The sequence below is a fragment of the Candidatus Merdisoma sp. JLR.KK011 genome, assembly GCF_036941125.1.
In the GTDB taxonomy this organism is placed as follows: Bacteria; Bacillota; Clostridia; order Lachnospirales; family Lachnospiraceae; genus Laedolimicola.
The window spans coordinates 254,138-278,274 of record NZ_JAYWSZ010000004.1; the positions used below are offsets into that span (position 1 = coordinate 254,138).

General features: G+C 50.6%; 29 protein-coding genes. All 29 read right to left on the minus strand.

All coding sequences use genetic code 11. From position 1 onward, the window contains the following. Window positions 1-259: 259 nt before the first annotated feature. The 29 genes from VV089_RS14755 to VV089_RS14895 all read right to left on the minus strand — a co-directional run bounded on the left by VV089_RS14755 (window position 260) and on the right by VV089_RS14895 (window position 24,057). Window positions 260-1,453, minus strand: a complete 1,194-nt coding sequence (locus tag VV089_RS14755) for a pyridoxal phosphate-dependent aminotransferase (RefSeq protein WP_334336446.1) — start codon at window positions 1,451-1,453, stop codon at window positions 260-262. Between the two features lie 208 nt (window positions 1,454-1,661). Continuing rightward, window positions 1,662-2,198, minus strand: coding sequence for a bL17 family ribosomal protein (locus VV089_RS14760; RefSeq protein WP_172542487.1), 537 nt, complete (start codon window positions 2,196-2,198; stop codon window positions 1,662-1,664). 135 nt (window positions 2,199-2,333) lie between these two features. After that, window positions 2,334-3,293, minus strand: a complete 960-nt coding sequence (locus VV089_RS14765; protein WP_172542486.1) for a DNA-directed RNA polymerase subunit alpha — start codon at window positions 3,291-3,293, stop codon at window positions 2,334-2,336. Window positions 3,294-3,353: 60 nt separating this feature from the next. After that, entirely contained in the window at window positions 3,354-3,947 is a 594-nt protein-coding gene (gene rpsD / locus VV089_RS14770) for a 30S ribosomal protein S4 (RefSeq protein WP_172542485.1), read from the minus strand. 17 nt (window positions 3,948-3,964) lie between these two features. Then, on the minus strand, window positions 3,965-4,357 hold the full coding sequence (gene rpsK, locus VV089_RS14775) for a 30S ribosomal protein S11 (RefSeq protein WP_087308020.1): 393 nt from the start codon (window positions 4,355-4,357) through the stop codon (window positions 3,965-3,967). A gap of 37 nt (window positions 4,358-4,394) precedes the next feature. Beyond that, window positions 4,395-4,763: a 30S ribosomal protein S13 gene (gene rpsM / locus VV089_RS14780; RefSeq protein ID WP_087163733.1), complete on the minus strand. Its 369-nt coding sequence runs from the start codon at window positions 4,761-4,763 to the stop codon at window positions 4,395-4,397. A 287-nt stretch (window positions 4,764-5,050) separates the two neighbouring features. Beyond that, a complete protein-coding gene (rpmJ, locus tag VV089_RS14785; RefSeq protein ID WP_003497809.1) occupies window positions 5,051-5,164 on the minus strand; it encodes a 50S ribosomal protein L36 in 114 nt (37 codons plus the stop codon). A 271-nt stretch (window positions 5,165-5,435) separates the two neighbouring features. Then, window positions 5,436-7,034: an AAA family ATPase gene (locus VV089_RS14790; RefSeq protein WP_334336447.1), complete on the minus strand. Its 1,599-nt coding sequence runs from the start codon at window positions 7,032-7,034 to the stop codon at window positions 5,436-5,438. Between the two features lie 126 nt (window positions 7,035-7,160). Next, window positions 7,161-7,715, minus strand: a complete 555-nt coding sequence (locus VV089_RS14795; protein ID WP_334336448.1) for a DUF2284 domain-containing protein — start codon at window positions 7,713-7,715, stop codon at window positions 7,161-7,163. Window positions 7,716-7,720: 5 nt separating this feature from the next. After that, window positions 7,721-8,155 carry a cupin domain-containing protein gene (locus VV089_RS14800; RefSeq protein ID WP_334336449.1) on the minus strand — a complete coding sequence of 145 codons (435 nt, stop codon included), beginning with the start codon at window positions 8,153-8,155 and terminating at the stop codon, window positions 7,721-7,723. An 80-nt stretch (window positions 8,156-8,235) separates the two neighbouring features. Continuing rightward, on the minus strand, window positions 8,236-9,477 hold the full coding sequence (locus tag VV089_RS14805; protein ID WP_172542481.1) for an ethanolamine utilization protein EutH: 1,242 nt from the start codon (window positions 9,475-9,477) through the stop codon (window positions 8,236-8,238). 37 nt (window positions 9,478-9,514) lie between these two features. Beyond that, window positions 9,515-10,054, minus strand: a complete 540-nt coding sequence (locus VV089_RS14810; protein WP_172542480.1) for a BMC domain-containing protein — start codon at window positions 10,052-10,054, stop codon at window positions 9,515-9,517. 3 nt (window positions 10,055-10,057) lie between these two features. Then, complete coding sequence (locus tag VV089_RS14815) at window positions 10,058-11,407, minus strand: 4Fe-4S dicluster domain-containing protein (protein WP_334336450.1); 1,350 nt, start codon at window positions 11,405-11,407, stop codon at window positions 10,058-10,060. A gap of 4 nt (window positions 11,408-11,411) precedes the next feature. Beyond that, window positions 11,412-11,702 (minus strand): EutN/CcmL family microcompartment protein, encoded by a 291-nt coding sequence (locus VV089_RS14820; protein ID WP_172542478.1) that lies wholly within the window; start codon window positions 11,700-11,702, stop codon window positions 11,412-11,414. Between the two features lie 16 nt (window positions 11,703-11,718). After that, a complete protein-coding gene (locus VV089_RS14825; protein WP_334336451.1) occupies window positions 11,719-12,429 on the minus strand; it encodes a hypothetical protein in 711 nt (236 codons plus the stop codon). A gap of 31 nt (window positions 12,430-12,460) precedes the next feature. Continuing rightward, window positions 12,461-13,276: an ethanolamine utilization protein EutJ gene (eutJ, locus tag VV089_RS14830; protein ID WP_334336452.1), complete on the minus strand. Its 816-nt coding sequence runs from the start codon at window positions 13,274-13,276 to the stop codon at window positions 12,461-12,463. Window positions 13,277-13,293: 17 nt separating this feature from the next. After that, window positions 13,294-13,911 (minus strand): phosphate propanoyltransferase, encoded by a 618-nt coding sequence (pduL, locus tag VV089_RS14835; RefSeq protein WP_172542475.1) that lies wholly within the window; start codon window positions 13,909-13,911, stop codon window positions 13,294-13,296. 9 nt (window positions 13,912-13,920) lie between these two features. Then, window positions 13,921-14,718: an ATP-binding protein gene (locus VV089_RS14840; RefSeq protein ID WP_172542474.1), complete on the minus strand. Its 798-nt coding sequence runs from the start codon at window positions 14,716-14,718 to the stop codon at window positions 13,921-13,923. A 51-nt stretch (window positions 14,719-14,769) separates the two neighbouring features. Next, a complete protein-coding gene (gene eutM, locus VV089_RS14845) occupies window positions 14,770-15,054 on the minus strand; it encodes an ethanolamine utilization microcompartment protein EutM (RefSeq protein ID WP_172542473.1) in 285 nt (94 codons plus the stop codon). 157 nt (window positions 15,055-15,211) lie between these two features. Further along, a complete protein-coding gene (eutM, locus tag VV089_RS14850; RefSeq protein ID WP_334336453.1) occupies window positions 15,212-15,493 on the minus strand; it encodes an ethanolamine utilization microcompartment protein EutM in 282 nt (93 codons plus the stop codon). Between the two features lie 16 nt (window positions 15,494-15,509). Continuing rightward, on the minus strand, window positions 15,510-16,979 hold the full coding sequence (locus VV089_RS14855) for an acetaldehyde dehydrogenase (acetylating) (protein WP_334336454.1): 1,470 nt from the start codon (window positions 16,977-16,979) through the stop codon (window positions 15,510-15,512). An 18-nt stretch (window positions 16,980-16,997) separates the two neighbouring features. Then, entirely contained in the window at window positions 16,998-17,597 is a 600-nt protein-coding gene (locus tag VV089_RS14860) for a BMC domain-containing protein (protein WP_334336455.1), read from the minus strand. 50 nt (window positions 17,598-17,647) lie between these two features. Then, the gene (gene eutL / locus VV089_RS14865) at window positions 17,648-18,298 is read right to left on the minus strand and encodes an ethanolamine utilization microcompartment protein EutL (protein ID WP_172542527.1); all 651 of its coding nucleotides are present in this window, start codon (window positions 18,296-18,298) and stop codon (window positions 17,648-17,650) included. A 19-nt stretch (window positions 18,299-18,317) separates the two neighbouring features. Further along, window positions 18,318-19,220: an ethanolamine ammonia-lyase subunit EutC gene (gene eutC, locus VV089_RS14870; protein WP_334336456.1), complete on the minus strand. Its 903-nt coding sequence runs from the start codon at window positions 19,218-19,220 to the stop codon at window positions 18,318-18,320. Between the two features lie 17 nt (window positions 19,221-19,237). Then, window positions 19,238-20,605 (minus strand): ethanolamine ammonia-lyase subunit EutB, encoded by a 1,368-nt coding sequence (locus VV089_RS14875; protein ID WP_172542529.1) that lies wholly within the window; start codon window positions 20,603-20,605, stop codon window positions 19,238-19,240. A gap of 18 nt (window positions 20,606-20,623) precedes the next feature. Further along, on the minus strand, window positions 20,624-22,054 hold the full coding sequence (eutA, locus tag VV089_RS14880) for an ethanolamine ammonia-lyase reactivating factor EutA (protein WP_334336457.1): 1,431 nt from the start codon (window positions 22,052-22,054) through the stop codon (window positions 20,624-20,626). Between the two features lie 30 nt (window positions 22,055-22,084). Next, window positions 22,085-22,531: a EutP/PduV family microcompartment system protein gene (locus tag VV089_RS14885; protein WP_334336458.1), complete on the minus strand. Its 447-nt coding sequence runs from the start codon at window positions 22,529-22,531 to the stop codon at window positions 22,085-22,087. 22 nt (window positions 22,532-22,553) lie between these two features. Continuing rightward, window positions 22,554-22,940 carry a BMC domain-containing protein gene (locus VV089_RS14890; protein WP_172542531.1) on the minus strand — a complete coding sequence of 129 codons (387 nt, stop codon included), beginning with the start codon at window positions 22,938-22,940 and terminating at the stop codon, window positions 22,554-22,556. After that, window positions 22,921-24,057 (minus strand): 1-propanol dehydrogenase PduQ, encoded by a 1,137-nt coding sequence (locus VV089_RS14895; protein WP_172542532.1) that lies wholly within the window; start codon window positions 24,055-24,057, stop codon window positions 22,921-22,923. The genes VV089_RS14890 and VV089_RS14895 overlap by 20 nt, the downstream gene beginning before the upstream one ends. Between the last annotated feature and the right edge of the window lie 80 nt (window positions 24,058-24,137).

Genomic DNA, 24,137 nt, shown 5'->3' on the forward strand with positions numbered 1-24,137 from the left:
TTCTCATTCCTTGTAATGTTTTTACGTACCTTTGTCATAACATAATGATATTGCATCTTTGTGGAATTGTCAAGATCCATTTTCATTTTCTCTGTTAAAATGTTTTTACAATGTCAATTTGGAATATAAACTATCAATCCCGCGGCTTTAAACCCTGCTATTGCCAAAATCAGATGCCCAAACATAACAATACCCTCAGTGGACAAGGGCACACCCGCCTTATCCACTGAGGGTACTAATTTCCTTACACATTTACTCTCTATGACACTGCAGCGCTATATTCCTCCATCAGCTTCCCAAAAGCCGGCATAGCGTCCACAATCGTCTTTTGCGCCACGCAGTAGGCAATCCGCACATACCCCGGGCATCCGAAATCATCACTGGGGACTAACAGCAGGTCATACTTTTTGGCCCTCTCGCAGAAGGCATCTGCATCCTCCTCCAATGCCTTAACAAAGAGATAGAAAGCGCCCTGGGGCGGAACGCAGGTATAGCCGAGGTTTGTGAGGCCCTTCAAGAGCAGATCACGGTTACTCTTATATGCCTCAATATCGCCCGTGTCCTCCACGCATCTTGCCGCCACCTGCTGAAACAAGGAAGGTGCACAGACAAAACCCAGCACGCGGGCTGCTCCTGCGATTGCCGGGGATACCTTTTTATAATCCGCCAGCCGATCCGGGATTACAATGTAGCCGATCCGCTCTCCCGGCAGCGAAAGGGACTTGCTGTAGGAGTAGCAGACCAGGGTATTGTCATAATATCTGGTAAGATAAGGTACCGTCACGCCGTCATACACAATCTCACGGTAGGGCTCGTCCGAAATAAGGTAAATAGGAGCGCCATACTCCTGTGTCTTTCTCTTTAAAAGCTCCGTAAGTCCTGTTAATGCTTCCTTTGTATAAACAACACCGGAAGGATTGTTGGGCGAATTCACAATCACACCCTTTGTCTTAGATGAAATGGCTTTTTCCAGCTCCTCCAAATCTATCTGAAAATCCGGCAGATGGGGCGGCACGACCTTAAGAACAGCTCCAATCCCCTCCACCCAGCAGCGGTACTCCGGGAAAAAGGGCGCAAAGGTTATGAACTCATCTCCGGGATTCCCAAGGGCCTTGATACAGATATTAAGAGAGGCAGCCGCCCCACAGGTCATAAAGATATTTTCCGCCCGGAAGCTTTCCGCAAACCGCCGGTTCAGAGATTCCGCTATGGTTTTCCGGACACCCGCATCCCCCGGCGCCGGGGAGTATGCATGAACCTCCTCCGGAGGACGCTCCATAAGCTCCAGAATCGCCTTTTTTACAGATTCCGGCGCAGGAATGCTGGGATTCCCTAAGCTGAAATCATAAACCTTATCAGCGCCTATCTCAGCCTTGCGCTTCAGTCCAAAGGAAAAAATCTCACGTATAATAGAGCTCCTGCTTCCAAGCTCATAGCATTCTTCTGATATCATACTGCTGCTTCCTTTCTGTTGTTGTCCATATTTTACAATATTTTACTTCTAAAAACTCAAATCTGCTGCAAAATTATTTTTTTCCATTTTACTATTTACCTCACTAAAGTGCAAGAACGTTTTTTAAAAAGGGGGCCGTCAGGCGCAGCTAAAAAACCTGCCCGGCATACATACCGGACAGGTTTTCTAAAAATTCTTATTCTGCTTTTTATACAAGTTCCAATACTACTTCCATAGCAGCGTCGCCTTTACGCTGGCCAATCTTTATGATTCTTGTATAACCACCGTTGCGGTTTACATACTTGGGCGCAATCTCATCAAATAATTTTGCCGGCATGTCAATCTGCTTGGTGTTTCTCTTTCTTCCTGCGGCCTTCTCCGGAACCTCTTTTACCGGATAAAGAACCTTCAGCATCTGACGTCTTGCATGAAGTCTGGAAGGCTGATCCTTTTTGATGGTCTTCTCTACCTCGTCAAATACAGTAACCTTCTTGCCGTCTACGACTTCCTTCACACGCTTGCCGTCCTTGTCCTTGCGGGGAACCTTGGCGGTTACGGTTACGGTCTCGTAGTTATCTTTTTCCTTTACTGCAAGTGCAATCAGACCTTCGGCAATCTTGCGTACCTCTTTCGCCTTTGCCTCGGTGGTAACGATTCTTCCATGCTGCAGAAGTGCTGTTACCTGGTTTCTCAGTAATGCCTTTCTCTGGCTGGAAGTTCTGCTGAGTTTTCTATACTTTGCCATTTTACATTTCCTCCATTCGTGGAACCACATCTCCATGCTTCTTCGGTCTTACTGGAGAGGGCTTAATTCCATTACTCGCCGCTTGAAAACAGCGGAACCTTCTCGAAACAAGTTCGAGAAGTAGCATCCAAGCGACTATTCGTCGCTTGGATTTAGCTGTAGTCCAAGCTCTTTCAGCTTTGCAAGAACCTCTTCCAAGGACTTGCGGCCCAGGTTGCGGACCTTCATCATATCCTCGGAGGTGCGGTTGCAAAGCTCTTCTACGGTATTGATGCCTGCTCTCTTGAGACAATTGAAGGAACGAACGGAAAGCTCCAGCTCGTCAATGCTCATCTCAAGAACCTTTTCCTTTTCATTGTCCTCTTTTTCCACCATGATCTCTGCGGTCTTGGCATTCTCAGACAAATCAATAAACAGGCTTAAATGCTCGCTTAAAACCTTTGCTGCCAGGCTGACTGCCTCGTCGGGCACTAAGGTGCCATTGGTGTAAACATCCAGAGTCAGCTTGTCAAAGTCGGTAACCTGGCCTACACGGGTATCCTGAACGGTCATATTGACACGCTCTACGGGAGTATAGATAGAATCAATCGCAATCACTCCAATGGGAAGATCCGGATTTTTATTCTTCTCTGCGCTCACATAACCTCTGCCTTTTGTAATGGTAAGCTCCATATACAATTTGCTGTCCGCACCGCCGTTCAAATGGGCGATCACCAGGTCGGGATTCAGAATTTCAATATCGGGATCTGCTTGAATGTCAGCTGCTGTCACAATACCCTCGCCGTCGAATTCAACGTAGGCGATCTTTGCTTCGCTGGACTCGCTTGTGTTACGGATAGCCAGATTCTTAATGTTCATAATGATTTCAGTCACATCCTCCTTCACTCCCGGAATGGAACTGAACTCATGGAGAACACCTTCGATCTTTACCTGGCTCACTGCTGCGCCCGGCAGAGAAGAAAGCATAATTCTTCTCAGCGAATTGCCAAGTGTCGTACCATAACCTCTCTCAAGCGGCTCAACTACAAATTTCCCATACTTTTTGTCATTTGAAATCTCTGCAATCTCAATTTTCGGTTTGTTAAAATCGAACACTAAAAGGCCCCTCCTTCATATTTTAGTTGGGTGGCGTTATGCTACGTGTTATACTCCTGATTACTTAGAATACAACTCGACGATAAGCATTTCATCTACCGGTACATCAATCGCATCTCTGGAAGGAAGCTCTTTTACGGTTCCCTTTAATGCCTCCAGATCAGACTCCAGCCACTCCGGAATCAGTCTTCCGCCTGTAGCCTCTACGATGTCCTTGTATCTCTGAGATCCTCTGCATTTTTCCTTGATTTCGATTACATCGCCTGGTTTTACCTGGTAGGACGGAATATTAACCTGCTTTCCGTTAACCAGTACATGCTTGTGATCTACGATCTGACGTGCTTCTCTTCTGGTTCTCGCCATAGCCAGACGGAATACCACGTTGTCAAGTCTGCTCTCCAGCATGATCATCAGGTTCTCACCTGTCATGCCCTTCATTCTGTCGGCCTTCTCATAGTAATTGCGGAAAGGCTTCTCCAGAACGCCGTAAATGAATTTTGCTTTCTGCTTTTCGCGAAGCTGAAGTCCGTACTCGGACATCTTTCTGTTCGCTCTTCTTAACTCTCTTGTAGATTTTTTATCAATTCCTAAAACTGTCGGCTCCAGACCAAGGGAACGACATCTTTTCAGAACCGGAACTCGATTGACTGCCATTACTCTCTACCTCCTAATTAGACTCTTCTGCGTTTGGGCGGGCGACATCCGTTGTGCGGTACCGGAGTCACGTCGCGGATACTGGTCACCTCCAGGCCGCATGCCTGAAGTGCGCGGATTGCTGCCTCACGGCCGGAACCCGGTCCCTTTACCATAACGTCTACTGTCTTAAGTCCATGTACTAATGCTGCCTTGGTTGCTGTCTCTGCTGCCATCTGTGCCGCATACGGAGTAGATTTCCTTGAACCTCTAAATCCCAGACCACCGGCACTTGCCCATGATAAAGCATTTCCTTCAGTATCTGTCAGGGTAACAATTGTATTGTTAAAAGATGACTGAATATGTGCCTGTCCGCGTTCAACGTTTTTCTTTACGCGCTTTTTTGTCACTTTCTTTGTAACTTTCGCCATTTTAAACTAACCTACTTTCTTTTTTTATAAGGTATCATTACTTCTTCTTGTTCGCTACTGTTCTCTTCGGACCTTTTCTTGTTCTTGCATTGGTCTTAGTCTTCTGACCACGTACCGGAAGTCCCTTACGGTGACGGATACCTCTGTAGCATCCAATCTCCTGCAGACGCTTGATATTCATGGCAATCTCACGTCTTAAATCACCCTCTACCTGGTAATCTGCATCAATAACGGCGCTGATTCTGCGAACCTCGTCGTCTGTCAGATCTCTTACACGGGTATCCGGGTTTACTTTCGCTGCTTCCAGGATCTTGTTTGCGCTGGCACGGCCGATTCCGTACACATAGGTCAAACCGATCTCTACACGTTTTTCTCTTGGTAAGTCTACACCAGAAATACGAGCCATTTGATTATTCCTCCATACTAAACAATTAGTTTCGGGCGTTTTTTAATAGGTGCCCGATGACACTTTCCTAAATGGGATATGGGCTTCCATATCCAGCCGGATAAAGACCCGGCCTTTCAGATACTCTGCTTTGCGCATTTCTCCGTTTTAAGCAATATCATTGTGAATAATCCTGGTCAGATATATTGTAAATAACATGGATGCCTATAATAAGGAAACTCCTATTCAGGCAGCCGATGCTCAGCCGCACAAATATATTTCTTCACAGGGAATCACTGTTTGCTGAATTATCCCTGGCGCTGTTTGTGCTTCGGATTCTCGCAAATTACTCTGATACTGCCTTTTCTTTTGATGATTTTGCACTTTTCGCAAATAGGCTTTACAGATGATCTTACTTTCATCGTAAAAATCCTCCTTTCACATCTTTCGCTCTCCCCGCACTTCAAACCTCCTGGGTTTTGAAGGCTTTCTATGCCCGGAGAACAAGGCATTTCTTGTTACCGGCCTCTCCTGGGACTTCTAAAAAAGCGCATAAAAACAGGCGCAATAATCCCTTTGAGACCATACGCCAAATAGTATAACACCAGTATATTTAAAATGCAAGTACTTTTTTAACAAAATACGGAAATTTTTCTGTCTAACCCACCTCTAATATTTCTGTCTTTAATGTCTTCATTCAGATGGGCTGGATTTTTCAAATTGTTCAATCATACATTCATGTTTCTTACTTTTCTTGTCATAATTAATTCCTATCAAAAGCATCCTGCCCGTATATCTCTCTAATGCCTGTGTGTAGTTCCGTTCCTTTATCTGCTGTATCGCAGCTTCTGCCGACTGATTCCATTTAAGCTCCACAATCAAAGCCGGAAGCTTTGGATACTCTTTTTTCGGAAAAAATACCAAATCAGCAAACCCTCTGCCTGCAGGCAGCTCCCTTACAGGTTTAAAATAGTACTGCATAGCGCTAAGATATGCGATGCTAAGTACACTGCTTAATGAATTTTCATCATGGTAAGCAATGTCCGACGCATATCCGGAACGAATCGCTTCTACCGTCTGGGCTACCGCTTCGCAGTCCAAATCCAGCGTTGCTTTAAGCAGTTCGTCGGATTTTATCTTAAGCTCCGCAAATTCATTCCACTGCTCGTCCTCAATCGCATCCATTAATTCGCTTCGGATTTCTTCATTAGGAACAAAAGCCGTGCGATTCGAAGAATCGTAGGCCAGATACCCGAGATGAATAAGCAGCGTCAGCACATCGTCCTTGCTCTTAAATGTAATCATATCATTCTGGTAAGTTGTAGTTTTGACCTTCACCCTCTCTCCGGCAGCCATTCTTATGATCGCAGTCTCCAAGCCGTCAAAGTCCATATTTATCAGCGGCATAATGGATTCATATGTGCCTGTCTGCGACCAATAGCTTTGAAAATTACCCCAGGTCATAATACTGACCACCGCCTTGGGATTATAAACCTGACAGCCCGAAAGGAGGTAGCCGTCATACCATCGCTTTACTTCATTAAAATCCTTCTGATATTTTTCACACAATGCTTTTACTTCATCTTCTGTAAAGCCAATGTATGGAGCAAATATTTTCGCATCCAACATCGTAAACTCGTCAAAGTTATTGAGCGCTGATTGTGTCCTTACCTTTTTAATCGGCAGAATTCCTGTCAAGTACACAAGACTGATATACTTTGTGGGTTCCGTTCCCTTAAATATACCGCGAAGGAAGTTAATATACTTTTCCTGTATACTCTGGTTCGCTGCTTCATCCCGAATCAATACATCCCACTCATCTATAATAACAATAAATTTTCTGCCTGTAGCTGCATGGATGCTCGACATAGCTCCTGGCAGCGAAGCTGCTGTCTGCGGAATTTCGTTTGGATACACCTGCCGTAATTCATCAATAACGTTTTGCTGAATATAGGAAACCACATGCTCTGCACCGTCGGCCGGATTAATACACCATTGCACATCAAAATGGATCACATCATATTGATTCAGATGCGTTTTAAAGGATGCGCTCCTGCTAATTGCCAAGCCTTCAAACATTTCTTCCGAATCGCAGCCCTTACTATAGTAAGCCGTGAGCATGTTCGCCGTGATTGATTTGCCAAAGCGGCGGGGGCGGCTATTGCAGATCATTGCCTGGTTTGTATTCATTACCCGGTTTGTGTATTCGATTAAACCTGTTTTGTCAACATAAATTTCTGAATTCAATGCAACCTGAAATGCACTGTTATCAGGATTTACAAATCGTCCCATTTTACATGCCCCTTTCCGATATTCGCTCACATATGTCTATATTATACCCACACTTCCAATCGTTCGCAAGGTTTTCCATAAATCCGCACAGCACAAATTATAGAAACCAAAACAACAGCCGCGCTGTCATTGATAGCACAGCGCGGCTACGGCCACATCGTATTCCGGAAGCCCTTCTAAACTCCACAGCAGCTTCATATCCAGCTGCTCCTCTGCCATTCTTGCAAAGTCCAGGCCAAACGCCGTAACGGAATACCGCCGAAGCTTGGGAAAACGGCAGGGCTTTCCCTCCTTCCGCTCACAGCGGCTGCAGAGGATGCAGCGTCCCGCTCCAAGACAGACTCCGCCCGGAACCTGCTTTTCCAGTTCCAGAAGCGTAAGGAACAGCTGCTTTTTTATCCTTTCATACGTCCTGTCCCGGACAGCCTGCACTTCCTTGGCCGATGCCGTCTCCTTCCTCAGCTGCTCCGGATAGCTCACCTGCACGCCTATGAGAAAACAGCCGGAAAATGGCTTTAAGTATCTTTCCGCCTCCGGCACGCCCGGCGGACAGGACCATACGGTTCCGTAATTAGGGCAGAGCCCACAGGCCTCGGCTGCCGCTCCCAGGGTTCGGTAACCAGCCAGCAGCCGCTCCATGGATATCTGCTTCACCCGGACCTTAAGTTCAAATTCCTTCATCCTGCTTACTGCCAGTCCGCCGGATATACAAAGTATGCATACCTTGTTTTATTGGGAGTCTGGAAATGGATGTGGCTGTTCTTGGGAATGTAAATAATCTGTCCCGGCCCTGCCGTTACCACACGGCCGTCGATCTCAATCTCCAGCGTCCCCTCCAGAACCAGATCATACTCATCGTAAGTCAGGGTCCACTCAAAGCTTGTATGATCAAGCTCCATGATTCCGCAGCCCATACGGGGCGCCTCCTCCAGAGTCACCACATCCTTCAACGCAACGCCTTTCTGCTTAAACGGCTCGCATTTTACGGTTTCCGTGGCAATCTTAATGATTCCGCTTGGATCCTTCTCCTTTACGAAATCCTCCTCCTGGGTATCGGCCTGCTTTGCCTCTGTCAGCACCTTCAGAACGATCTCACGAATCAGCTCTTCGCTAATGTTCATATTGCACCTGTCCTTTCTATTCATTTCCGGCAGGGCCCTGGCCCCGCCGGAAAATCCCTATTATGCAAAAGAATCTTTGTTTATGCTTCCTCTGCCTCAGCCTTTGCTACCGATACCTGTACCTTCTCAAGCAGCTTGGGCGAGAGAATGTTGGCAAGAATCAGAGCTGTAATACCGGCTGCCAGCTTTCCGACGATGACCGGGAAAATCATCTCGGAGTTTACGCCGGCGGTAAAGCCAAGGTGATCGCCGAATACGAAAGCCGCGCTGACTGCGAATGCTACGTTGAGCAGCTTGCCCTTTGGATTCATCTTATCCATGATGTTGAACATGGCAATGTTGTTTGCCAGAGTAGCTACCAGACCTGCAGAGCCGTTTTCATCCATGCCAAGCTTCGCGCCGATGGCATTGAGAGCCTTTCCGAAGGTACGTGTAATCCACAGAACCATGGGGAAAGCGCCGATTAATACGATAGAGATCTGTCCGCAGACCAGAAGTCCGGATTCCAGCGGAATCACTCCGTCCGCATCCGGCTCCACCATAATGTTCATCAGCGGGAACTTAATGCCGGTCTGATACTCAAATACGGCAACTGCCGTAAAGAAAGTGATAACAATTGTTACTGCCGTTCCGAACTTATTGAAGCCGCTGATCATCTTATCCGGAATAAACCACAGTCCGGCTACAATCAGTCCGGCAATGATAATAACCGGAATCAGGTTCCGAAGAATGGTAACAATGTCAATCTTGTACTGGGTCATGTTCATAACAAGGCCGCCTACGATACAGCCGATCGGTACGGTGATAAGACCGGCCAGAACACCTGCTCCAAGATAAGGACGGTCAGACTTCTTAATAATGGAAAGAGCCACGGGAATTGTAAATACAATGGTGGGGCCCATCATAGTTCCCAGAATCAGTCCGGAAAAATTGCCGATGGTCTCATTTGCCGCAAGCTGTGTCGCCAGCGGATAGCCGCCCATATCGCAGGCCAGCAGTGTCGTTGCAAACATCGACGGGTCAGCGCCCAGCAAAGTGTAAATGGGCACAATAATGGGTTTCAAAATGATAGCCAGCACCGGCGCCGCAGCCACAACGCCTGCCATAGCGATGGCCAGAGGCCCCATAGCATTGAAGCCTTCCTCAAACTGCTCGCCGTAGCCGCGCTTGTTGCCGCAGATTTTATCCACAGCGCCTACGATCATAAAGATCATCATAATAAACATAATCACAGAGTTGATGGACAAACCGCCGATCCATTCCGAAACACTGCCTGTAAAAACCTCCACATTCGTCAAGTTATCAATTAACTCCTGAAACATACCTATACCTCCGTTTTTCATTCATACTGCCTGTTCCCTACAAAAGCGACTTCAGAAGCTGAGGCGCCGGCCTTGGTATCACCGTACTCTCCACAAAGAGCTCACCCGCCTGCTTCGCCGCCTCCACGGCTGCCCGGACGGCTCCTACATCGCCGGTGAGAACCACAAAGCCCTTTCCTCCGATGGCATAACCCGTGCGTACCTCAATCAAGGTCACCTGGGCCGCTTTCACCGCTGCATCTGCAGCCTGTATCGCCGATGCGATAGAGTAAAACTCCACCACACCCACTGCCTGGGGGTTCGTCACTTCCACGGTGCCGGAAATCGCCGGAAATACCTGCTCATGGACGCTGGGAATCAGCAGAGTGTCCACTACATACTGGGCTCCCTTCTGCCTTCCCGCTTCCATGGCCGCCCGGACGGCTCCCGTATCGCCCCCGATAATAACCATATATTTTCCCGGGCATACGGTTACGGAACGAAGGAGCTCCACCTGGGCCGCCTTCACCATGCTGTCGCTTGTCTCAATGCCTCTGGCAATGCTTGACAGCTCTACCATTCCAATGGCCTTTCCCATATCCTATGCCTCCCTTCTTCCGATTCGGATACCCTGGGGGGTAATCTCTTTTACCACGCCCTCAAAGCCCGTATGAATATTTGCCGAGAGTCCTTCCGCCGCTTCTGCAATCAGATCTCCTCTCTTTACCTCATCTCCCACTGCCGCCACAGGGACTGCCGGTTTGCCGATATGCTGGGACAGAGGTACGAAAACCTCCTTTGGCGTCACCTCATACAGCTTTGGCAGGCCGTGCGATACGTATGGCGTCAAATCAAGCCGCGCAATCAGCCGTTCCGTGGGAATTCTGCGGTGGCCAAGGGCCGTGCTTTTTACCGGCTCCTGATTTTTTTCCGGCTGTATTCCCCTCTCGCGAAGGAGCGCCTTGGCATAATCATTCATTTTTCTGGGCGAAAGGCCCATGGGGCAAGAAAACATCTCACAGGTGCCGCAGCTGCTGCAGTTGGCAGCGCTTCCAAAGGTTCTCTCGAATTTTGCCGCATCCGTGACGGATTCCTGTCTCCAGATATTCCGCATTACCCTGTGGGGTTCCACATTATGTCCAATCAGCTGCCGAGGGCAGAGATCCGTACAGGCCCGGCACTGAATACATGCCGAAGCTGCCTGGCGCATCATTCTTTCCACGGACATGGTTCCCCGTTTCATAAGGTAATGATCCGAAGGAAGCACCAGGAGATTGCCTGTGGTCTTTGTCACCACTGCCTCCCGTACAGCCTCCCGATCCTTTTTGAGCTTTCCCATCATGGGGCCGCCCAGAATCACTGCGTAGTCCTTCACCAGAAGCTCTGCCTGCCTAAGAACATCCTCAATGGGCGTTCCAAGAGGCGCAAGACACATAACCGGCTCCTTTACCGCCCCTGTCACAGACAAATACTTATCCGTCACCGGCTTATCCTCCAGCGCATCCGCAATGGCAAGAACCGTGCCTACATTTTCCACCACGCAGCCTACATTCAGCGGAAGTCCCCGTTCGGGAACCACCCTGCCTGTGACCTGTTCCACCATAATCTGCTCGTCTCCGGCAGGATAGTAGGTGCCCATCTCGAAGATCTCCACCCCCGCCTTCTGCCTGTCGATGGCTTCCTTAAGAGCTTTGATCTCCTGCTTATACTTTGCCTTTAAAGCTATGACACGATGGCCCGCCTTCAGATGAGCGGCCATTTTTTCCACCGTCTCCACGATTCGATCGGCAAAGGTGCGGCACAGGTATTTGTCCGTCTCAATGAGGGGCTCACATTCCGCCGCATTGATAATCAGATACTCTGCTGCGGCATTCTGTTTGATATGTGTGGGAAAGCCGGCTCCTCCGGCCCCCACAACTCCTGCTTTTTGAATCGCTTCTACAAATTCCATTTCATCACCGCCCGTCTGCCAATGATGCATCGATCTCCTGATCGTCCACAATTCCTACAATGGTTGCATCCACCGGAATATCGCTGGATCCTGCCGCTCCCCGGGCCGAGCTTCCGCCTACGTAGATAACCTTTTCTCCCACGCCTGCTCCGATGATATCAGCCGCAACAATAGGCGCTTCTATGGGCCCTTCCGTCAGCAGATTCAGAGGCTGAACTACCAGCAGCTTAATGCCCGCCAGCCTTTCATCCTTCCGGGTGGCCCAGATATTTCCGATGATTCTTCCTATTTTCATTTATCTGAAGCCCCTTTCAACCCTGTTTACGCTCAAGCTTTATGTGATAGCGTCTGCCGTACTCTTTTGCCAAATCCGTCAAAATCGCTTTGGGCTCTACAGTTACGCAGGAGGCCTGTTCCTCCCTGGCGGCAATCATATCTCTTTCTGTGATTACCTTTTTCGCCAGATGAACGATCTTTTCCGGCTTTTGCGCCTTTTCTGGCTTTGCGCTTTCCTCGTTCCGGGTCTGACCGCCCAGAATGGTCTGTATCAGCTCACAGTCCGGCACGATCGTCACGCCGTTATTCTCAAGAAATTTCAGATTCTCGGCCAAGCGGTTGTAATAGCCTTCCGGGGCCGTATCCCGATAGCGGTACAGTTCCACCTCTTCCTCAGGGACAAAAATCCTCTTTCCCAGGAGAAGTGCCTTCCCGAACGCTCTCGTATAGTCCGTATCAAAAATGCCGTTGGCAAGCTTCCCAAGAGCCTCATTGGTCAGCGTATATGCAATCACGCCCTCGTAAGGGGCAGATTCCAAGGTCTTATCCTGAAGAAGCATACAGTCCACGCAATAGTACTCTAAAAGCTCCCTGCTCTCCAAAGTAGGATGGCAAAGAGTCCCGTGATCCTGGGAAATAAGAAAAAGCCTCGGCTTATCCGAACATTTTGCCTCACTCTGTTCCAGGGCCTCCATACGCTCCTTTACCTTGCCGCATATCTCACTGATTAACAATTCCAGTTCCACGCACTTCCCTCCTTTCCTGCTGTTTTCTACATTACAGCTTACAATTCATTGCAATTCCTGCCGGAGTCACCAAGAAAGGATTCTCCGGCTTCACGGTATGAATTCCCGTCTCTTTCTCAAGAATGGTTTCCATACCTGTCAGACAACAGGTTCCGCCGCAGAGATAAATGGTATCCACCGCAGCCGGATCTACATGCTTTTTGATAATAGCAGCCATTTTTTCCACCACAGGCTTCAAAACCGGAAGAATCTCCCGATGCCTTCCATAGTCCTGCTTGATAGCCTCCGCCTCCTTGAAGGGGATGTGGTAGTTGCCTGCCAGCACCAGCGTCAGATGGGTTCCTCCTGTTGGTTCATCCTCAATCTGCACTACCTGGCCGTCTCTTAGAATGGCAAGACCCGTGGTGCCGCCTCCGATATCGACGATAACACCGTCGGATATCCCGTAAACAGCGTTGGCTGCACTCGGCTCATCCAGCACGGCCGTCACCTCGAAGTCCGCTCCCTCCGCCACATACTGATGGGTTTTGGCGCTGCTCTGCGTTCCGGCCGGCATGGCTATGGCGCAGTTAATAAGCTCACGGCCAATGCGCTTTTCCAGCTTCGCCTTCAATTCCTTTACGATTTTCAAGGCTCCCAGATAGTCTACCACCACCCCGTCCCGAAGGACGTCTGCCGCCTGCTTCTCACAGGCTATGGGATTGTTTTCTTCGTCCAGCACCACCAGTACAATGTAGGCTGTTCCCAAATCCACTCCTGTTTTCAGTCTGCCGCTCACGGGCGTAAAGGTCTTTGTTTCCGACTCCTCCACCTTTCTCATAAAGGCTTCTACACGTTCTGTATCCATTTCCTGTCCTCGTCTGACTAATCTTGTTTTATAATTCTGCCCAGGGTAAAGCCGCTTACCTGAGCTGCATTTGCCTCATCAAAATCAATGTGCATTTTGTAGCGGAATGCATCGCTTACGCGGATCACTACGTTGTCAAAGGTCACGGGACGCTCGGTCAGCACCCGGACACTTACATGCTCCTTGTCCTGGAGCTTAAGCTCCCGCGCAATCTTCGGGGGCACATGTACGTGGCTCTTTGCCACAATCACGGCCTGGCCGGCTTCGATTCTTCCCCCTTCTGTCTCAATGACAATGGGGCCTGCGTCACGCAGATCGCCGGATTCCCTCACCGGAGCCTTGACTCCAAGCGCCACGCAGTCGCTGATCGACAGCTCCACCTGGGTTGCGCTGCGCACAGGACCCAGAACGGCCACATGCTCCTTTTTCCCCTTAGGGCCCACAAGCGTTACCCGTTCCTCGCTTAAAAACTGCCCCGGCTGAGACAGGGGTCTTTTCTCATGCAGCTTAGCTCCTTTTCCAAAGAGCCGCTCCACGTCCTCCTGGGTCAGATGCACATGCCTTGCCGACACCTCTACCTCTACCAGTCCGCTCTCCACAATGAGATCGGCTACCTTTTCTATCAATTGTCTCATGGGCGCCTCCTAATTCTGAAGCTTTGCCAGATACTTACACATAATGATGTGCATAGCGCTGGACATCCGGTTCAGCTCTTCGATGATATCTTTGCGCTCATAGCTTCTTCCGTTGTGGAAGGCTGCAGCCGCAGTCACTTCCGTCTCCCGGACAGCCGTCCGCATCTGGTTGAGCATTGCGTAGGTTTTTCCCAGGGTATAGCTTGGAAGCACCATCTGCTTTACCTTATAATACTTCATAGGATGGTGAGAATGATCCCGAAGCTCCTCATGGGTAAGACCGATGATAGTCTTTCTCTCAAAGGGTTCTCCCAGCACGTCGCAGCGCATCATCTCGCGCAGGGACGCCAGAATATCCTCTAAGTCCTCCAGAAGCTCCTTCTCCTCTCCCATTTCTGCAAATAAGGCTTGATTCAGAACAAACAGCGCCTGGAGACTGTCCAGCTTTCCCCGGAACAGAATCCGCTTATCATCCTTGTTCACCAGGCGGTTCCCTGCAAGGTGGGTCATATGCTCCGGCTTCTCATAGAAATAGGCTCCTGTCTGATCGTCTATATATCTGGGCTTCTGCTCACCGGCAGGAAGTCCCTCCACTGCGGATTCCGGAATTCCCGGAACCTTTGTGGCCTTCACCTCCGGTTTTTTGTTCAGGAGCGGCTTATCCTTTTCACTGACAATCTTGATTTTAAGCTGCTGCAGGTACTCTCTGGCCGCCGGGGAAAGAAGCTTTCCCTCGGGAATTACATAAACCTCCGGCCGGTCTGCCCTCAGCTCGTCTCTTAAAATCGCTTCTGTAATCACCTTCATCCAGGTACCGCCACCTCCTTTTCCTGCTCTTTACTCCTGTCAAGGAGTATGTTACTTCGTCAGAGATGGCAGAATTGCCTCAACCTCCTCGTGAGGTCTCGGGATCACATGTACGGAGATCAGCTCGCCTACACGCTCTGCCGCCGCTGCTCCTGCGTCTGTCGCTGCCTTTACGGCTCCTACGTCTCCGCGAACCATTACCGTTACTAGGCCGCCGCCTACATGCTCCTTCCCGATGAGGGTTACGTTTGCTGCTTTTACCATGGCGTCGCTTGCCTCAATGGCAGCTACCAGTCCTTTTGTCTCAATCATTCCCAATGCCTGTAATCCAGCCATTTTTCAGTCCTCCTTTTCCAGTTCCGCAATCCCCCGTCCAATCCCCGGTTTTCTAGATGGATTTCCGGCCGCCAAAACCCGCGTCCGTAAATCCATCTGGGGCTTAGCCGGGGCATTGCTGTTTTTTATTCTATATCCCTTATGCTGCGTATCTTCCCTAGCCAAGCTTCGGAAGAATTGCCTCAACCTCCTCATGGGGTCTCGGAATTACGTGTACGGAGATCAGCTCGCCTACGCGCTCTGCCGCCGCTGCTCCTGCGTCTGTAGCCGCCTTTACGGCTCCTACGTCTCCCCGGACCATTACGGTTACCAGGCCGCCGCCTACATGCTCTTTCCCGATGAGGGTTACGTTTGCTGCTTTTACCATGGCGTCGCTTGCCTCAATAGCAGCTACCAGTCCCTTTGTCTCAATCATTCCCAATGCCTGTAATCCAGCCATTTTTCAGTCCTCCTTTTTAAATAGAACGAAGTCTTTTTACGATTTCCTCCACCACTGCATCCAGGTCGACGTCCTTCACATTCATAGGACGGCAGCTGCCGCAGTCGGGAATCTCCTTTTTAATCTCATCCAGCTCCTTCAATCCCTCTGCCACGCAGCGGCGGTTCAGAAGGTTCATGGGGCCTACATTGTCCGAGGTGGCGCTTCCGCCGATGGCTCCGCAGCCAAGGGTCAGGGAAGGTATCATCCCTGTCGACGCCCCGATTCCTCCCAGTGCGCCGGGACTGTTCACAATCACCCTGGAAGCCGGAACTCTCTTTGCAAAATACTTGACAATCTCCGGGTTCCTGGTATGGATAATGAAGGTATGGCCCGCACCCTCGTAGTGAAGGATCTCGCAGCTCAAATCGCACGCCTCCATAAAATCATTTGCCGTATAGAAGGCAAGGATGGGGGCAAGCTTTTCATTGGAATAGGGGTGCCCTCTTCCGATACCCGTCTCCTTTGCCACCAGTACCCTGGCGCCCTTTGGTATCTCAATGTCTGCCAGCTCGGCAATCACGGCTGCGCTCTTTCCCACAATCGCGGGATTCATGGTTCCGTTGGCGCGCAGGATAAACTTTCCAAGCTTGGCACTCTGCTCGCTGGTCAGGAAGTAAGCTCCCTGCTTCTCCATCTCCCTGCGCACTGCTTCTTCCATATCTTTTTCACATACCACTGACTGCTCGGAGGCGCAGATGGTTCCGTTGTCAAAGGTCTTGGAATCCATAATGCGTTTCACTGCCAGAGGAAGATCTGCGGTTTTCTCTATGTACGCCGGGCCGTTTCCGGGGCCTACGCCGATGGCCGGCGTCCCCGAAGAGTAAGCTGCGCGCACCATTGCGCTTCCGCCGGTAGCCAATATCAGCGCCACATCCGGGTGACGCATCAGATTATCCGTGGCTTGAATGGTGGGAAGGGTAATGCAGGATACCAGATCCTCATTGCCGCCCGCCTCCGCTATGGCCTGGCGAATCACCTTTACTGTCTCCAAAATGCAGTTCCTTGCATTCGGGTGGGGGGAGAATATGATGGCGTTGCCTGCCTTCACAGAAATCTCCGATTTATAGAAAGCGGTGGATGTGGGGTTGGTGGAAGGGATCAAGCCCGCAATCACTCCCACAGGAACCGCAAGGGTGCGGAGCCTTTTCTCCTCATCGTAATCCAGCTCTCCAATGGTTTTCATATCCTTGATCTGCTCATACACACCAAGGCTTCCAAATACGTTTTTAATTACCTTGTCAGCTTCTACGCCGAAGCCGGTCTCTTCATGGGCCAGCTTTGCCAGACGCCTGGCATTGCGTCCGCCCGCCTCTGCTATGGATCTTACAATGGCGTCCACTTCCCTCTGGCTCTTCTGACTGAGCTCCTTCTGGGCTGCTTTCGCCTTCTCTACCAGCTCCCGCACTTCCTGCACTGACAACAGATCTTTATCATATAATTGCATAAGCTGCTTCTCCTTTACTTAAGCCTGTTTATACTCTGTTATCTTCTGAATCAGCTCCTGCTTCTTTGCATAACGGATCTCTGCCCTTGTCATGTTGGTAATCTCCAGTTCCCGGGCCAGCTTCCTCAGATCCTGCACGCTCATGCTTTCCATCCCCTGGGGAAGGGACAGCTCTTTTGGTTCCGGTTCCGATATAGGAGCCGGCTCCTCTACAGCCTCAGGCTCTTCTACGGATTCCGGTTCCTCCGGGGTTCCCGATTCCGGATCTGGTTCGGCTTCTGGTTCCGGTTCTGGCGCCGGGGGCTTCGGCGGCTGTGGATCCGGATCTTTATCCGGGCCGGGAGTTCCCTCCTGCCTTCCAAGCATCCGTGCCACATCCTCAGCCGGACGGGGAATCACATGTACGCTGACCACTGTCCCCAGCCGCTCTGCCGCTGCCGCCGAGGCATCCATAGCCGCCTTCACGGCTCCCACGTCCCCTTCTACCAGTACGGCCACCAGGCCGCCCTTAACCTTTTCCACATTTACAAGAGAAACATTCGCTGCCTTCAGTGCACTGTCCAGTGCTTCTACTGCCGCAAGGTAACCATATACTTCAATCATTCCCAATGCTTTCATCTTGTTTTACCTCTTTACGGTTCTTTGAAACCTTGCAGCCGCCTGTGCCATTACTCCAGCGGATTGTCTGCTACAAACTCAATGGCTGCCGCAAAAGCGTCACAGGCCGCCTTGCATGCGGACTGGCTTCCGGTCAGCAGCGCGCCGCCGAAGTTGGTCTCTGAGGGCGGTGCGTACAGACAGCACATCTTCACATCCGCAGCCTTCAGAGCGGCATCCACTCCGTACATTGCCTCCAGAGGCGGTGCGATCAGATAAGCCAGAGCCTCGCCTTCCTCGATTCCCGCTCCCTCAGACAGGTAGGAGCCTGTACGGGAAATGCAGTGTGCATAGTATACAATGCTGTCATCCTCATTTGCCGATACGAAATGAGCCTGATTCTCAATAAAGTCTACAGCTGCCTCAAGACCGCTTCTTACCTCTGCCGGATTGGGGCCTGCCAGCATGCCGATGATCTCACCGGCCAGCCTGGTATTCGCATTGGCTGCTCCACCGTAGAAGCTCTTTGCATATACCACCTTTACATCGGCCTTCTTGGTTGCTTCGTCAAGCGCCGTGTAGGTAACGTCATCGCAGTCTGCCGTAATCAGCGCAAGAGATCTCTGATCCGGAGTCAGGCCTAATTCCTTAGCCATACCTGCGTTTACATTTGGAATAATTTTTGTTGCGAGTACGGTTGCTTTGATTGGATCGCGTTTCATTTTATTTGACCTCCATTCGTTATAGTTTTAAGTCAGTTCCGCTGGCCTTGGCATCCAGAATCTTCTTAATGATATCTGCAATATGTGCGCCGGCCTCTGCCGGAATGGTGCCGTCCTTATGGATATTGGACACAACGGTTCTTCTGGCCTCAGGCATGCCCACAGTTGCCTTGTAAGCAATGTATGCGGACATGGACTCTGCCGTAATCAGTCCGGGACGCTCTCCGATGAGCACGCAGGTTACATCTGCGCCTGTGAGCTCGGAAATCTGATCCATGGCTCCCACACGGCCGTATTTTACAAAGAAAGGAGTGCCGCAATTGATGCCGTAGCTCTTAAGTCCCTGCTCAATAGCCGGAAGCACGTCGCCTACATTGGCTGCAATGGCTGCGGAGCTTAGGCCGTCGGATACATAAATCTGAACGGTGGGGTTCTTTTTGCATTTTTCCTTCACGGCTGCCGCTCCCTCGTCGCTCAATACTCTTCCCAGATCCGGACGGGTCAGGTAGGTATCCTTGCAGTCGCATTTGGTCTGTATGGTGAAGAGGCCCATGTTATCGATAAAGTCCTGATCTACATCGGAAAATACCGCATCCTGTGCAGCGGAATGGGCTGCCCTGAATTCCAATACCGGCAGAGTACGGTAGCGTGCTCCTGCCTTGCCGATGCCCAGACGGCAGGGAGCATACTGCTTCAGATCGTAGTAAGCCTCTCTGCTCACCGGATTCTCTATCAAATACTGGGTTCTTAAGTCGATGGCTGCTACATCCTCCAGACAGCCATCCTCAATCTCCGTACAATTCTCACAGGAAGCCTTGACTGCTTTCTCCACAGAGCCGGCCACAGCAGAATCTCCTGCGCCCACATTCATCTCTGTAAGCACCTGTGCAATAATATCTCTTAAATCCTTTTCGCTTACCAAAGTCATTCACCTCCTGTTTATTTTAAGAACACGGATGCGTCGCCTGCAAGAGGCGTCAGTTTTCCGTTCTCTGAGAAGCCCATCTTCTCCAGCCACTGATCAAATTCCTTGATGGGGCGAAGTCCGAATACTTCTCTTAAGCTTGCTGCCTCATGGAAACCGGTACACTGATACATCAGCATACAGTCGTCTCCCTGGGGAACACCCATGATATAGTTGCAGCCTGCCGCAACCAGAAGGGTTGCCAGGTTCTCGATATCATTCTGATCCGCCTTCATATGATTGGTGTAGCATGCGTCGCAGCCCATAGGAATGCCGGTCAGCTTGCCCATAAAGTGATCCTCAAGGCCTGCGCGGATTACCTGCTTGGAATCGTACAGATACTCCGGTCCGATAAAGCCTACAACGGTATTTACCAGGAAAGGCTGATATTTCTTTGCAAAGCCGTAGCAGCGGGCTTCCATGGTCACCTGATCCCAGCCGTTATGAGCGTCAGAGGAAAGCTCTGAGCCCTGTCCTGTCTCAAAGTACATCACATTGGGGCCGGTGCTGGTCGCTTCCCGAAGCATCAGATCGTGTGCCTCGTCCAGCATCTTTGCGTCCAATCCAAAGGCCTCATTTCCCTTCTGGGAGCCGGCGATGGACTGGAATAAAAGATCGATGGGCGCATGCATCTTGCTGATGGCCTCCATCTGAGTCGTTACATGTGCCAGAACGCAAATCTGGGTGGGAACCTCCCACTTATTCTTAAACTCGTCAAAACTCTTAAGAATTCTTGCCACACTCTCCACCGAGTCGTCTACGGGATTCAGTCCGATTACGGCGTCCCCGCAGCCAAGGCTTAAGCCTTCCATTACGGAAGCCATGATACCCTTGGGATCATCCGTGGTGTGGTTGGGCTGCAGACGGGAAGAAAATGTTCCCGGAAGGCCGATGGTCGTATTACAATGGGCAGATATCCGAATCTTTTTTGCCGCATAGATCAGATCCAGATTTGTCATCAGCTTGCAGACTGCCGCTACCATCTCAGCAGTAAGACCCCGGGACGCACGCTTGATCATATCTCCTGTGGTGGTCTCGCTTAAAATCCACTCTCTGAATTCCGCTACCGTCTTATTCTTGTGCTCTCTGTAGATGGCCTCGTTGACGCCGTCCTGAATAATTCTGGTAACTTCATCCTCCTCATAGGGAACTGCCGGATGGTTCCGCAGATCCTCCAGAGTAATGTGGGAAAGAACAACCTTGGCAGCCACTCTCTCCTCCGCCGACTCAGCTGCAATTCCTGCCAGCTTGTCACCGGATTTCTCTTCGTTGGCTTTCGCCATTACCTCACGAAGAGATTTGAATTCGTACACTTTGCCGAATAACCTTGTCTTTAAAATCAACCTTTTCACTCTCCTTTTTTATGTATTGAAGATCAGGGTTTTTGTCACTACCGGAACCACGCTTCCCTGAGCCACTGGTTCGCCGATGTCAATGTAATCGCCGTCGTTCCCAAAGATACCGTCAATACAGATAAAGCTCTTTCTGCGCTCAAGAAGTACATTCAATGCATTTCCAAGCACCTTGGCAATATCGTTCTCGATCACCAGAATGAGGGGATGAGGTCCGGCAATCACCTCGTCCGCCCCCTCTGCAACAGCCCGGGCAAGCTCCTGGATCTGTGCGAAGCTGGTGTGGTATCTTCCTGAGAATACGATTGCGACCTGCTCCAGCTTTCCCTCCGTCTTATAAACCTGCAGCTTTCGCCGGAGAGTCTCCTGAAACAGTGCCAGATTCTGCTCCTCCTCTTCGGAGAGTTTCAGAACTGGAATGTTTTTTATGGGCAGCTGTCCTTGGGTGTAGCTAATGGTACTGCCGCTAACATTTGTAGTATGGGTTCCTGCTCCGACCACCGTTGCCCGGATAGTCTCTGCGGCAGGATAGGTTGTAATCTGCTTCAGAACCGGATGGTTCCTCACAGCCCTTGCCAGGAGCACTCCGATATCGCCGTATTCAAATACGTTATCCGGCTCCCCGTTGTAATAACAGCTTGCAACGCCCCCCGAATAGGTAAGGGCCTGAACCTGAGGCTCTTTTGTCAGAGGCTTCCCCTCATTGGTATAGAGCTCTTGGTGAAGACTGTCCGCCTCCATGGCATGAACCGCCATGGCAAGCTGGTCTGCCATTATCTGGCAGATGCGGTACAAGGTGCCTTCTTCCGCCCGGTCTCCCTCACGGATGGTTATTCCATGGGCCTGTGCAAGCCGTAAAATCTTCGAATAAATGTAATGGATTCTTCCGTTTTCTATCTTAATCAATCTGCCGCCGATATCCAGGCAGCTGGTTCCCTTAAGGCTTCCTTTCCGGAAGAGGGCAATGTTGCTGGTTCCGCCGCCGATGTCAATGTTGGCTACAGCCTGCCTGTGCTCTTCCGAAAGCTTATCCGCTCCGGCTCCTCTTGCCGACAGCACGGATTCCAGATCCGGCCCTGCAGTGGCTACTACGAAGTCCCCGGCCATATCGCTTAAGGTAGCAAGAACCGAATTGGCATTCTGCTTTCTGGCCGTCTCTCCCGTGATAATCACGGCTCCCGTCTTTAGATCCTTAGGCTCCATGCCGGCCGCCTGATATTCTCCCTGAATGATCTCCTTTACTTTCTCGGCATGAATCTCTGTCTGAGACCGAAGAGGGGTAAAGTAAATCCGGCTCCGGTAAGTGACCTCTTTGTCTACAATCTTGATTCTGGGAACCATATAGCTGCTTGCCAGATTTTCTATGGTAAGCCGGCTGAATATCAGCTGTGTGGTGGAGGTTCCGATATCAATCCCCACACTGGTAATCGTCTCTCGCATAAAAATCTCCCTTTACTCCGGCCTCCCGGCTTACGCCTCGTCTTCCTCCTGGAAGAAGGAGAGAAATTCCTCAAAACCCTTTCCCTCATAGCTGCTGGTCACAAAGATCCGCCTTGCGCCTGCATTCTCCAGATATTTCTTCGCATCCTCCAGATCCTTTTCCGAAGCCAGATCGCTCTTTGTGACAACGCCGATGGAGGGCTTTGCAAAGCTGCTGGAATATCCGGGAGGGAACATGGTTCCCCGTTCCGTTGCGTCCTGTACCAGTACAATGTAATCTGCATCCGCAGCCGAAACCATCAAGGCTCCCCGAAGGTAGGTCCGCTCCAGGTATTCCCCCGGCGTATCAATCATGCTTTTATTGATAACCTCTACCGTCTGGGTTTTCTTATACTTCAGGGCGCTGTTGGTCAAATACTGGCAGAGCGTCGTTTTTCCCGCCATGGAGCGCCCGATGAGAATAATCTTCTTTTTCATATGTATGCCGCTTTCTGATCCTTTAGGAACGTGTAATCGGTGTTCCTGCAAAACCCATTCCGTCGCAGAGCACATGCATCACATCATGGAGGGCCGCTTCCACATCGGCAACATCTCCCGTGATAATTAAGGAACCGTTAAAACGGTCTACAAATCCGATGGTAATCCCAGCCGCCTTGCTGGCAACATCGGCTGCGATAATGGCCGCCTCGCTGGGCGTAATGGTAAAGATGCCGATGGCTCCCTCTGCGTCAATGAGGCCCATCTTTCCATACAGCGCATCCACGGGATTGGGGATCACATGGGCCAGCGTCACCTGCTTGCCAGGGACAAATTCCTGAATAATCCGTTCCTTATGCTCTTCTCCAAACACCGGAGTCCCCCCTTTCCTAGATTCTTCTTCCCTCATATGCCTCCTGGAACAAGGCCCGGAGCTCTTCCGGCGTACATGTCCTTGGATTGGTGGCTGTACAGGTATCCTGAAGCGCCGCCTCTACCATCTCATCCAGGGCTGCCATAAAGTCTGCTCTTGGCACTCCTGCCTCCCCGATGCTGGTGGGCAGGCCCAGCTGCTTGATCAGCTGCTTAGTGGAGCGGATTACATTGAAGGCGCTGTTGCGCATGCTCGCCCCTTCCAGCCAGCAGCAGCGGGCGATTCTGGCGTAGCGGTTCATGGTCGGCGTTGCCTTATCCCTGCAGCCTGCGTTAAAGCTCATTACATAAGGAAGGAAAATAGCGTTGGCCCGGCCGTGGGGAATGTGAAAATGTCCTCCCAGGGTGTGAGCCATGCTGTGGTTCAGGCCAAGGCCCGCATTGCTGAAAGCCATACCGGCCAGGCAGGATGCATGATGCATCTTCTGCCGCGCTGTCATATCCTCCGGTGTCTTGTAGGCCCGGAGCAGATTGCTTCTCACCAGCTTGATAGCCTTTTCGGCCGCTGCGTCTGTAAAATCATTGGCATTGGTGGACACAAAAGCTTCTATGGCATGGGTCAGAACGTCGATCCCCGTATCCGCCGTGATGGCCGGAGGCACGCTCTTCGTAAGCTCTGCATCCAGTAGCGCTGCGTCCGGAAGAAGCTCATCCTCCACAAGGGCATACTTTGCTGACTGCTCCGGATCGCTGATCACCGAGAACCGGCTCACCTCGGTTCCTGTGCCGCTGGTGGTAGGGATTGCCACAAAACGGCATTTCGTGATAAAGCCCTGGCGCGCCGCCAGGTAATTCATAGCCTTAGCCGCATCAATGGGGGAGCCTCCTCCCAGAGCTAACAGCGCCTGGGGCTTAAAGTCTGCAATCATCTCAATCCCTTTGGTTACGGTTGCTATGTCCGGATCGGGACGAACTTCGGAAAAAATCCGGTATTCGATTCCAAGCTCCTCCAAAAGCTCTGTCAGATAACTTACCTTACCGCTCTCATGCATAAATTTGTCCGTAACAATAAAGGCCTGCGTGACTCCCCTTAATACTTCACGCAGTCCTTCTCTCTCCATATAAATTCGCGGCTTCACACAATAACTTTTCATAGCCTCTTCCTCCTGCTTCTTTCACGGAATCCCGTACAAAAGCTTTAGAATCTGTTTTTTGTTCATCTAATACATACTAT

Coding starts and splice junctions, on each gene's coding strand:
- VV089_RS14755 (WP_334336446.1), bottom strand. CDS start 1,453: ATGATATCAGAAGAATGCTATGAGCTTGGAAGCAGGAGCTCTATTATA.
- VV089_RS14760 (WP_172542487.1), bottom strand. CDS start 2,198: ATGGCAAAGTATAGAAAACTCAGCAGAACTTCCAGCCAGAGAAAGGCA.
- rpsD (WP_172542485.1), bottom strand. CDS start 3,947: ATGGCAGTCAATCGAGTTCCGGTTCTGAAAAGATGTCGTTCCCTTGGT.
- rpsK (WP_087308020.1), bottom strand. CDS start 4,357: ATGGCGAAAGTTACAAAGAAAGTGACAAAAAAGCGCGTAAAGAAAAAC.
- rpsM (WP_087163733.1), bottom strand. CDS start 4,763: ATGGCTCGTATTTCTGGTGTAGACTTACCAAGAGAAAAACGTGTAGAG.
- rpmJ (WP_003497809.1), bottom strand. CDS start 5,164: ATGAAAGTAAGATCATCTGTAAAGCCTATTTGCGAAAAGTGCAAAATC.
- VV089_RS14790 (WP_334336447.1), bottom strand. CDS start 7,034: ATGGGACGATTTGTAAATCCTGATAACAGTGCATTTCAGGTTGCATTG.
- VV089_RS14795 (WP_334336448.1), bottom strand. CDS start 7,715: ATGAAGGAATTTGAACTTAAGGTCCGGGTGAAGCAGATATCCATGGAG.
- VV089_RS14800 (WP_334336449.1), bottom strand. CDS start 8,155: ATGAACATTAGCGAAGAGCTGATTCGTGAGATCGTTCTGAAGGTGCTG.
- VV089_RS14805 (WP_172542481.1), bottom strand. CDS start 9,477: ATGTTTCAGGAGTTAATTGATAACTTGACGAATGTGGAGGTTTTTACA.
- VV089_RS14810 (WP_172542480.1), bottom strand. CDS start 10,054: ATGGGAAAGGCCATTGGAATGGTAGAGCTGTCAAGCATTGCCAGAGGC.
- VV089_RS14815 (WP_334336450.1), bottom strand. CDS start 11,407: ATGGAATTTGTAGAAGCGATTCAAAAAGCAGGAGTTGTGGGGGCCGGA.
- VV089_RS14820 (WP_172542478.1), bottom strand. CDS start 11,702: ATGAAAATAGGAAGAATCATCGGAAATATCTGGGCCACCCGGAAGGAT.
- eutJ (WP_334336452.1), bottom strand. CDS start 13,276: ATGGATACAGAACGTGTAGAAGCCTTTATGAGAAAGGTGGAGGAGTCG.
- pduL (WP_172542475.1), bottom strand. CDS start 13,911: ATGAGACAATTGATAGAAAAGGTAGCCGATCTCATTGTGGAGAGCGGA.
- VV089_RS14840 (WP_172542474.1), bottom strand. CDS start 14,718: ATGAAGGTGATTACAGAAGCGATTTTAAGAGACGAGCTGAGGGCAGAC.
- eutM (WP_172542473.1), bottom strand. CDS start 15,054: ATGGCTGGATTACAGGCATTGGGAATGATTGAGACAAAAGGACTGGTA.
- eutM (WP_334336453.1), bottom strand. CDS start 15,493: ATGGCTGGATTACAGGCATTGGGAATGATTGAGACAAAGGGACTGGTA.
- VV089_RS14855 (WP_334336454.1), bottom strand. CDS start 16,979: ATGCAATTATATGATAAAGATCTGTTGTCAGTGCAGGAAGTGCGGGAG.
- VV089_RS14860 (WP_334336455.1), bottom strand. CDS start 17,597: ATGAAAGCATTGGGAATGATTGAAGTATATGGTTACCTTGCGGCAGTA.
- eutL (WP_172542527.1), bottom strand. CDS start 18,298: ATGAAACGCGATCCAATCAAAGCAACCGTACTCGCAACAAAAATTATT.
- eutA (WP_334336457.1), bottom strand. CDS start 22,054: ATGCGAGAGACGATTACCAGTGTGGGGATTGATATCGGAACCTCCACC.
- VV089_RS14885 (WP_334336458.1), bottom strand. CDS start 22,531: ATGAAAAAGAAGATTATTCTCATCGGGCGCTCCATGGCGGGAAAAACG.
- VV089_RS14890 (WP_172542531.1), bottom strand. CDS start 22,940: ATGAGGGAAGAAGAATCTAGGAAAGGGGGGACTCCGGTGTTTGGAGAA.
- VV089_RS14895 (WP_172542532.1), bottom strand. CDS start 24,057: ATGAAAAGTTATTGTGTGAAGCCGCGAATTTATATGGAGAGAGAAGGA.